Annotated in this window: 7 protein-coding genes; 2 read left to right on the top strand and 5 right to left on the bottom strand. The window is 63.5% G+C overall.

All coding sequences use genetic code 11. The features are described 5' to 3' along the window. Window positions 1–220: 220 nt before the first annotated feature. Window positions 221–406, top strand: a complete 186-nt coding sequence (locus H5T60_09180; GenBank protein MBC7242603.1) for a 50S ribosomal protein L28 — start codon at window positions 221–223, stop codon at window positions 404–406. A gap of 75 nt (window positions 407–481) precedes the next feature. Here H5T60_09180 and H5T60_09175 read toward each other — a convergent pair whose 3' ends face one another. The 5 genes from H5T60_09175 to H5T60_09155 form a co-directional block, all read right to left on the bottom strand. Continuing rightward, window positions 482–1,162, bottom strand: coding sequence for a ribulose-phosphate 3-epimerase (locus H5T60_09175; protein ID MBC7242602.1), 681 nt, complete (start codon window positions 1,160–1,162; stop codon window positions 482–484). Between the two features lie 171 nt (window positions 1,163–1,333). After that, window positions 1,334–2,368, bottom strand: coding sequence for a cytochrome d ubiquinol oxidase subunit II (gene cydB / locus H5T60_09170; GenBank protein MBC7242601.1), 1,035 nt, complete (start codon window positions 2,366–2,368; stop codon window positions 1,334–1,336). Continuing rightward, window positions 2,365–3,711 carry a cytochrome ubiquinol oxidase subunit I gene (locus H5T60_09165; protein MBC7242600.1) on the bottom strand — a complete coding sequence of 449 codons (1,347 nt, stop codon included), beginning with the start codon at window positions 3,709–3,711 and terminating at the stop codon, window positions 2,365–2,367. Before H5T60_09165 ends, cydB begins: the two co-directional genes overlap by 4 nt. Window positions 3,712–3,792: 81 nt before the next feature. Beyond that, complete coding sequence (locus H5T60_09160) at window positions 3,793–4,296, bottom strand: rubrerythrin family protein (GenBank protein ID MBC7242599.1); 504 nt, start codon at window positions 4,294–4,296, stop codon at window positions 3,793–3,795. A 22-nt stretch (window positions 4,297–4,318) separates the two neighbouring features. Further along, on the bottom strand, window positions 4,319–4,771 hold the full coding sequence (locus H5T60_09155) for an Rrf2 family transcriptional regulator (protein MBC7242598.1): 453 nt from the start codon (window positions 4,769–4,771) through the stop codon (window positions 4,319–4,321). A gap of 205 nt (window positions 4,772–4,976) precedes the next feature. On the opposite strand from H5T60_09155, the gene uvrA reads away from it, so the two are divergent. Continuing rightward, window positions 4,977–7,716, top strand: a 2,740-nt coding sequence (uvrA, locus tag H5T60_09150; protein ID MBC7242597.1) for an excinuclease ABC subunit UvrA, incomplete at its 3' end; no start/stop codon positions are given.

The raw sequence follows: 7,716 nt of genomic DNA, 5'->3' as shown, positions 1-7,716 counted from the left end.
CATACTATGCTCCTGCGGATTCTTCATGGGTGGGACTGCGGCGCGCTCCCCGAACGCCGGCCGCCGGCCCACGCGTCTGCCTCTCACTGCAAGCGTACATGATACGATAAGTCCCCAAAGTTGCGCAAATCTGCATGGTATGGTATGATAATTGTGTTGCGCTGAAGACGGAAGAAGCCGCCCAGCGCTTGCCAATCTCGCAGGAAAGGGGTGATGTACGGTGGCCAAGTGTGAGCTGTGTGGGAAGGGTCCCCAGTTTGGTCACAACGTCAGCCACTCGAACGTTCGCACCAAGCGCATGTGGCAGCCGAACGTGCAGAAGGCTACAGTTGTGATCAACGGAGTCGAGCGCACTCTGCGCATCTGCACCAAGTGTTTGAAGACGCTCAGCAAATCCAAAGAATGAGCGGGTTTGTACCCTGCACCCGGTGAAAGCCGATAGCGCCTGCTGTCGGCTTTTGTTTTTCCTCCCTGCCTATGGTTACACAGAACGCGCGATCAGTGCGCGTTCCGCGCTGGTCCTCAGACGGCGGATGGCCGCCGCGATGCCCTCCGGGTCGCTGAAGATGAAGGAGCCGGCCACCAGCACATTCGCCCCCGCCCGCACCACCTGCTCAGCGGTCCCCGGATGTATCCCCCCGTCCACCGACAGCTCCGCCCGCGCGCGTTGTTCGGTCATCATCTGGCGCAGCCGGCGGATCCTGCTCACAGAGCGCTCGATAAAGCTCTGCCCGCCGAAGCCCGGGTTCACCGACATCACCAGCACCAGGTCCACGTCCCCCAGGATTTCCTCTAGCGTCACCAGCGGGGTGGAGGGGTTCAGGCTGACGCCGGCCCGCACGCCCAGGCTGTGGATCTGCTGGAGCGTGCGGTGCAGATGAGGACAGGTCTCGACGTGCACCGTCAGGATGTCCGCGCCGGCCTGTGCGAACGCCTCCAGCAGGGATTCCGGCTTCTCCACCATAAGGTGGACGTCCAAGGGCAGACGGGTCACCCGGCGCAGGGCCTGCACCACCACCGGGCCGATGGTCAGGTTGGGGACGAAGTGCCCGTCCATGACGTCGACGTGGATATAATCGGCGCCGGCAGCTTCCGCCTCCGCCACCTGTTCTCCCAGGCGGGCGAAGTCCGCGGAAAGGATGGAAGGCGCGATCTTGATGATCATGGGACTGCTCCTTGCCGGCCAACGGCTCGCCTGCATTGTACACCTTTCGGGCCAAAACGCAAAGGGGAGATGATAGGAACGAGGTGACGGTCACCTGTCAGGTGACCGTCACCTTATGTCGGAAGGTAGGTGACAATCACCTTTCCAGGTGACCGTCACCTTGTGGGATCAATAGCCTTCCTCTTCGAGCACCACCTTGCCGCGAAAAACGTGGTAGATATAAGCGGTATACACCAGCATGATGGGCACGCCGATGAGGGCGATGATCAACATGGTCAGCAAGGTCAGCGGCGAGGCGGAAGCGTTATAGATGCTCAACCCCTGATAGCCGGCGATGTCCACGACGTTGCGCGCCGGCAGGAGGTAGGGATAGCATGCGGCCCCGAAGAGCGCCATTAATCCCGCAATCGTCAGGGAAGAGGCCAGGAAGGCCCGCCCTGGCTTGCCCTGGGCCAAGAGGATACGGGTCCAGGCCATCAGGGCCAGCACTGCCGCCGGCAGTGCCCATATGAGCGCCGGCTTGCCCTGGAAGCGCGCCGGCGTATCGAACCAGGCGGCGGCGCCGGTGGCAATGGTCAGGATCAGCAGGGCGATCCAGCCCCGGGAGGCCCACCGGCCGGCCCGCTCGGCCAGCGCGCCGTTGGTCTTGTTCATCAGGTAGATGGCGCCGTGGGTGACGAACATGGACAGCCCGGTCAAGCCCACCAGCAGGGAGAAGGGATTGAGCAGGGTGAAAAAGGTGCCGGCGTATTCCATTTCGGGGGTGAGAGGGACGCCGCGCAGGATGTTCCCGACAGCCACCCCCAGCAGGAGCGCCGGCACCAAACTGCCGGCGCACAATACGCCGTCCCACACGGCCCGCCAGCGCGGGTTTTCCACCCGACTGCGGAACTCAAAGGACACGGCGCGCATGATCAGGGCGAAGAGCACCAGCATCAACGCCAGGTAAAAGCCGCTGAACACCGTGGCGTAGACGTGCGGGAAGGCGGCGAACAAGGCCCCGCCCCCGGTCAGGAGCCATACCTCGTTGCCATCCCAGAAGGGGCCGATGGCCTGGAAGACCAGCCGGCGCTCGCGGTCACTGCGGGCTACCAGCGGCAGTAGAACGCCGGCGCCCAGGTCAAACCCGTCCAAAATGGCATAGCCGGTGAGCAGGACCCCGATAAGGACGAACCAGATATTCTGCAACAGGGCATGGCTCATCGTACCACCTCCTGCGCCGGCACCGCGGCCAAAGGCTCGGGGCCGCGCGCGATCTCCCTCGTCAGCAGGAAAATGAGCAGGGCGAGCAGTAGCGAATAGATCAGCACAAAGAGGATGATGGTCGCCAGCACCTGTTCCGCCGGCACTACCACAGAGACGGCATCGCGCGTGCGCAGTAAACCGTAGACCGCCCAGGGCTGCCGGCCCAGCTCCGCCGCCATCCAGCCCAGCTCCAGGGAGAGCCAGGGCAGGGGAAGGGACAGGAGCACGGCCCACAGGTAGGGGCGAGAGGTGAAGCGCCGGCTGCCCAACAGTAGCCCCAGCCAGGAGATGAGGATGAACCATCCACCCAGCAGGACCATCAGATGATAGGGGTAGAAGGCCAGCTCCACCGGCGGCCAGTTCTCGCGAGCGATCTGGTCCAGGCCGGCCACCGTCGCCTTGGGGTCGAAGTGGATCAGGAAGCTGAGGAGCCCCGGCAGGGCGATCTTGAGACGCACCGTCTGGTTGGCCGTATCGGGAAAGCCCCAGAGGATAAGATCCGCACCGCTTTCGGTGCGGAACAGCCCTTCAAATGCCGCCATTTTCGCCGGCTGGGTCAGAGCCACCTGCACGGAATGGAAATGTCCGGTGACCAGGATGAGCAGGGAAGCGACTGCCGCGGCGACCAGGCCGATCTGGAGCGAGCGGCGGGCAAACTCCTGATGCCGGCTCTTCAGCAGGTACCAGGCGCTGATGCCGGCCATGAAGAACGCGCCGGTCAACAGCGATGCCACCACGGTATGCGTGTAGCGGGGCAGGGTGGAGGGGTTAAAGACGGCTGCCAGGAAATCGGTCAGCTCCGCCCGACGGAAGACCTCTTCCCCGACAATGCGGTAGGCTGTCGGGGTCTGCTGCCAGGAATTGGCGACGATGATCCAGAAGGCGGAAAGGGTGGAGCCGATGGCGACCATCAGGGATGAGAACCAGTAAAAACCGCGGGATACGCGCCGGCGGCCGAAAATTAGCACCCCCAGGAAGGTGGACTCGAGGAAAAAGGCGAACACGCCTTCCGCCGCCAGCGGCGAACCGAAAATATCCCCCACAAAACGGGAATAGGTAGACCAATTGGTGCCGAACTGGAACTCCATGGTGATGCCGGTGGCCACCCCGACGGCGAAGAGCATGGCAAAGAGCTTGATCCAGAACGCCGCCATCCTTTCGTATGCGGGGTCAGCGGTGCGCAGATAGCGCCAGCCGATATAGACGATGAGCCATGCCAGACCAATGGTGACGGGGGGATACAGAAAGTGGAAGGCGGCGGTCAACCCGAACTGGATGCGCGCCAGGAGCACAGGGTCCATTTGTCATTTCCCTCCTGTTGTACACGCGGGGGTGTGGACGGGGGAGCCGGCATTTCTCCTGCCGGCTCCCCCGTATGGTACTTAGAACTTGCGGAATTTCTCGCGGGTGGCGCCGCAGATGGGACAGCGGTCCGGCGCCTCGCCCTCGACGGTCCAACCGCAGACCTCGCAGATGTAGATGTCGCCGACCTCGACATCCTTGCCGGCCAGGACCGATTGACGCGCCTTCTGGTACATGCCGGCGTGCACCTTTTCCGCTTCCAGCGCGTAATGCGTGGAGCGATTGGCACCCTTCTCCTCCTGCAGTTCGGCCACCGCCTTATAGGCCGGGTACATTTCCTCGACCTCGAAGGTCTCGCCGTCGATGGCGACCTGCAGGTTGGCCGGCGACTCACCCACGGCGCCCAGCGCGCGCAGGTGATTGGTGGCATGCACCTGTTCGGCAAAGGCGATGGCGCGGAAGAGGCGCGCTACCTTGGGGAATCCCTCTTTCTCGGCCTCGTCGGCGAAGATGAGATACTTCATGTGGGCCTGGCTCTCGCCGGCAAAGGCGGCTTCCAGATTGGCTTTGGTCATCTTGCGCATAGGACACCTCCTGTAGATGGATTTAGGATGACTCCGGACAGCGGAATATCGGGTCCGGGAGTTGACTCAATGACAGCCCGCGCTGTGCAAGCTGGGCGAAGGTGATGTGCTCCAGCGTCGTCTCAAGGGAACGCTGAAGATCCACCCAGACCTCATGGACGGGGCATTCTGGCATGAGGGGGCAGGAGGCCGGCTCCACGACGCAGGGGCTGACAACCGGCGCTCCGTCCACGGCCTGCATGACCTGCAGGAGGGTGATTTCGGCCGGCGGGCGGGCCAGCGCGATGCCACCGCTGGGGCCGCGCGCGCTGTGGAGGATGCCGGCGGCCGTCAACCTGGAGACGATCCGCCGCGCCAGGGCGTGCGGAATGAGCTTCTCCCGGGCCAGCGCGCGAGCGGTGGTGTGGGTGCCGGCCGGCTGCATGGCCAGGTACAGCACGGTGCGGATGGCGTAGTCTGTCTCTCGCTTGACCATCATCCTATTTGCCGAGGAAATGATACTATTATGGTATCATTATAACCGGACACGGCGTCTTTGTCAAGAGGGTGAATCAAAGCTTTTGAAGCCGCAATTGACAGAATTGCCTATATGCCATACAATGAAATGTTGGACTTTAACACGGTCTGGGAAGATGATGGGGTATGCGTGTTGGGGAACAACGGTGAGGTAGTGAAGGGAAATGGCTCTGGATAAATTGATCGTGCGCGGCGCCCGCGAACACAATCTGAAAAATATCGACGTGGAAATCCCGCGTGACAAGCTGGTGGTTATCACCGGGTTGTCGGGTTCGGGCAAGTCCAGCCTGGCCTTCGACACCATATACGCCGAGGGACAGCGCCGCTATGTGGAGTCCCTCTCCGCCTACGCGCGCCAATTCCTGGGCCTGATGGAAAAGCCGGACGTGGACCAGATCGAGGGGCTGTCGCCGGCCATCTCCATCGACCAGAAGGGCGTCTCTCATAACCCGCGCTCCACCGTGGGGACGGTCACGGAGATATACGATTACCTGCGCCTGCTGTTTGCCCGCGTGGGCACGCCGCACTGCCCGCAGTGCGGCCGGCCCATCACCCAACAGACCGTCCAGCAAATCGTGGATGCGGTGCTGGAACTGCCGGAGGGCACGCGCGTCATGGTGCTGGCGCCGCTGGTGCGCGACCGCAAGGGCGAGCACCGACGCGTCTTCGAGGATATCCGCAAGGCCGGCTATGTGCGCGTGCGTGTCGACGGCGAGATCCGGGAGGTGGACGAGGACATCGAGCTGGACCGCTACAAACAGCACTCCATCGAGGCCATGGTGGACCGGCTGGTGGTGCGCTCGCCGGCGGGCATGGATCCCGACGAGGCTTCTGACTACACCACCCGCATCACTGACTCGGTCGAAACGGCGCTGAAGCTGGGTGGGGGCCTGGTCATCATCAGCCGGCTGACCGAAGACGGCAAAATGGAGGATATGCTCTTTTCCGAGCACTTCTCCTGCGTGCACTGCGGCATCTCCCTCCCGGAGATTGAGCCGCGCACTTTCTCGTTCAACACGCCCTACGGCGCATGCCCGACGTGTGACGGCTTGGGGAGCCAGCTTGAGTTCGACCCGGACCTGATCATCCCGGATAAGTCCCTGACCCTGGCGCAGGGGGCCATCCGACCCTGGCATCGCTACGATGACAACGGCGATGGCTATTACTATCAGCTTCTGCGGGCGGCCTGCGAATATTACGGCATCCCGATGAACGTGCCGGTGTCGGAGCTGTCCCCGAAGCAGATTCATCGTCTGCTGTACGGCGGCCGGCCGGGCGAGACCATCCGCGTCCACTACCGCAATCGGCGCGGCGATGAGCGCTACTACGAGACCACCTTCGAGGGGGTCATCAATAACCTTCAGCGCCGCTATCGCGAGACCCAGTCCGACTACGCGCGGGCTATGATCGAGCGCTATATGGCCATGCGCGACTGCCCCACCTGCGGCGGTACCCGCCTGCGCAAGGAGGCGCTGGCGGTCACCATTGACGGGCTGAACATCGCCGAGGTCTCGGCCATGCCGGTGGGGGATGTCCTGCGCTGGGTCGAGCGCCTGCAGGGGGACGACTCGCCGCTGACCAGCCGGCAGAAGCAGATCGCCCACCAGATTTTCAAGGAACTGCGCTCGCGCCTGCAGTTCATGGTCAACGTCGGCTTGGACTATCTCACCCTGAGCCGGCGCGCTTCCACCCTTTCCGGCGGCGAGGCCCAGCGCATCCGCCTGGCCACGCAAATCGGGTCGCAGTTGATGGGCGTGCTGTACATCCTGGACGAGCCGTCCATCGGCCTGCACCCGCGCGATAACGGCCGGCTCATCCAGACCCTGAAGCAGATGCGCGATCTGGGCAATACCGTGCTGGTTATCGAGCACGACGAGGAGACGATGCGGGCGGCTGATTGGATCATTGACATGGGCCCCGGCGCCGGCGAGCACGGCGGACGCATCGTCGCCGCCGGCCCAATCGAGGTCATCGAGGCCTGCCCGGAGTCCATCACCGGCCAGTTCCTGAGCGGCCGGCGCTCTCTGCCGGTGCCGGCCCGGCGCCGGCCGGGCAACGGCCATTACCTGGTGGTGCGCGGCGCCAGCGAACACAACCTGAAGAACATCGACGTGCGCTTCCCGCTGGGGACCTTTATCTGCGTGACGGGCGTCTCTGGCTCCGGCAAATCCACCCTCATCATCGAGGTGCTGTACAAGAAGCTGGCACAGCGGCTCTATCATGCCAAGGACCGGCCGGGCGCCCACCGCTCCATCGAGGGGGTGGAGCACATTGACAAGGTCATCAACATTGACCAGAGCCCCATTGGGCGCACGCCGCGCTCCAATCCGGCCACCTATACTGACGTCTTCACACCCATCCGCTCGGTGTTCGCCGCACTGCCGGAGTCGAAGATGCGCGGCTATCGGCCGGGGCGCTTCTCCTTCAATGTGAAGGGCGGGCGCTGTGAGGCCTGCCGCGGCGACGGCATCATCCGCATTGAGATGCAGTTCCTGCCGGATGTATACGTGCCGTGCGAGGTATGCCACGGCCGGCGCTACAACCGCGAGGCCCTGGAGATCCGCTATAAGGGCAAGAATATCGCCGATGTGCTGGATATGACGGTGCAGGAGGCCATGGAGTTCTTTGCCAACATCCCGGCCATCCGCCGGCGCCTCCAGACCCTCTATGATGTCGGCCTGGGCTACATCCGGCTGGGTCAGCCGGCGCCGACCCTCTCCGGCGGCGAGGCCCAGCGCGTCAAGCTGGCCAAGGAATTATCCCGCAAGGCCACTGGCCGCACGCTGTATATCTTGGACGAGCCGACCACCGGCCTGCATTTCGCGGATGTGGAGAAGCTCCTGCAGGTGCTCCAGCGGCTGGTGGACGCCGGCAACACTGTCATCGTCATCGAGCACCATTTGG

Source organism: Anaerolineae bacterium (assembly GCA_014360855.1).
Taxonomy (GTDB): Bacteria; Chloroflexota; Anaerolineae; order JACIWP01; family JACIWP01; genus JACIWP01.
Note: the sequence above shows the minus strand (reverse complement) of the source record. Positions and strands in the feature narration are given on the sequence as shown.